We start from the raw sequence: 1,891 nt of genomic DNA on the forward strand, positions 1-1,891 counted from the left end.
CTTTTGTGCGTTCGCTTCGCGCACACCGCTGCGCCCCCGAAAAGGCAGCACTCCCCGGAAAGAGGGCCCATGATCACTCTGGCCGACGGGCTACGACTCCCGACCAACGGGCTCGACTACGCGATCTTGGCCATCTATTTCGTCGTCGTCCTCGGCATCGGCTTCGCCGCCCGGCGCAGCGTGAAGACGAGCCTGGACTTCTTCCTGTCCGGGCGGTCGCTGCCCGCCTGGGTCACCGGGCTCGCGTTCGTCGCCGCCAACCTCGGCGCCACCGAGATCCTCGGGATGGCGGCCACCGGCGCGCAGTACGGCGTCGCGGTCGTCCACTGGTACTGGATCGGCGCCATCCCGGCCATGGTCTTCCTCGGCCTGGTCATGATGCCCTTCTACTACCGCTCGAAGGTCCGCTCCGTACCGGAGTTCCTGCTCCAGCGCTTCGATAGGTCGGCGCACCTGCTCAGCTCGATACTCTTCGCCTTCGCCGCCGTCCTGATCGCGGGCGTGAACCTCTACGCCCTGTCGATCGTCGTCGAGGCGCTGCTCGGCTGGCCGCAGTGGGTGGCCATCGTCGTCGCCGGGCTCTTCGTCCTCGCCTACATCACCGTCGGCGGCCTCTCCTCGGCGATCTACAACGAGGTGCTGCAGTTCTTCGTGATCCTCGCCGCGCTCATCCCGCTGGTCGTCCTCGGCCTCAAGCGGGTCGGCGGCTGGGGCGGCCTGACCCACTCGCTCACCTCGTCGCACGGCCACGACTTCCTGACGGCCTGGGGCGGTACGGGCATCGGCCAGGCCAACCCGCTGGGCGCCAACTGGCTGACGATCATCCTCGGCCTGGGCTTCGTGCTCTCCTTCGGCTACTGGACCACCAACTTCGCCGAGGTGCAGCGCGCGCTGTCCGCGAAGAACCTCTCCGCCGCCCAGCGCACCCCCCTCATCGCCGCCTTCCCGAAGATGTTCATCGTCTTCCTGGTGATGATCCCGGGCCTGGTCGCCGCCGTCCTCGTCCCGAAGATCGGCGCCCCCGGCGGCCTGCAGTACAACGACGCGATCCCCTACCTGATGCAGGAGCTGCTGCCCAACGGCGTGCTGGGCATCGCCGTCACCGGTCTGCTCGCCGCCTTCATGGCCGGCATGGCCGCCAACGTCTCGTCCTTCAACACCGTCTTCACGTACGACATCTGGGCCAAGTACGTGAAGCCGGGCCGGCCCGACGGGTACTACCTGCGCTTCGGCCGGCTGATCACCGCGATCGGCGTGCTGGCCTCGATCGGCACCGCCTTCATCGCCTCGTCGTTCTCCAACATCATGGGCTACCTCCAGACCCTGTTCTCCTTCTTCAACGTGCCGATGTTCGTGGTCTTCATCATCGGCATGTTCTGGAAGCGGGCCTCGGTGAAGTCCGGTGTCTGGGGCCTGCTCGCCGGCACCACCGCCGCGATGCTCAACTACTTCTGGATCTACAAGCAGGGCATCATCGCCATCCCCACCGACCAGGGCGCCAACTTCGTCTCCGCGATCGTCGGCTTCGTCGCGGGCGCGCTCGTCATGGTCGTCGTCACGCTCTTCACCGAGCCCAAGCCGGAGGCCGAGCTGGCCGGACTGGTGTGGGGAACCACGGCACCGGGCCTGGAGGAGCTGCCTTCCCAGGGCGACGACGCCTGGTACCGCAAGCCCGCGCTGCTCGGCTGGGGCGCCGTCGCCCTCGCCGCACTCTGCTACCTGCCCTACTCGCTCTGACTCACCTTGACCGGAGACCCCGCCATGTCCGAACTGCACAACGAAGTGAGCGAGTTGGAGCGCACGTCGGCCACCGCGGCCCGGCTCTTCGACGTCCGGCGCATCATCGGCGGCCTGTTCGTCGTCTACGGCGTGATGGTCACGATCGCCGGGC

The 1,891-nt window shown here is 67.5% G+C and carries 1 protein-coding gene; it reads left to right on the plus strand.

Features of this window, described 5'->3' with window-relative positions:
* Positions 1 to 69: 69 nt before the first annotated feature.
* A complete protein-coding gene (locus AB0I03_RS26380) occupies positions 70 to 1,737 on the plus strand; it encodes a sodium:solute symporter family protein (RefSeq protein ID WP_360417301.1) in 1,668 nt (555 codons plus the stop codon).
* The last annotated feature ends 154 nt before the right edge of the window (positions 1,738 to 1,891 follow it).

Origin of the sequence: Glycomyces sp. NPDC021274, from assembly GCF_040641195.1 — a bacterium.
Classification (GTDB): Bacteria; Actinomycetota; Actinomycetes; order Mycobacteriales; family Micromonosporaceae; genus Glycomyces.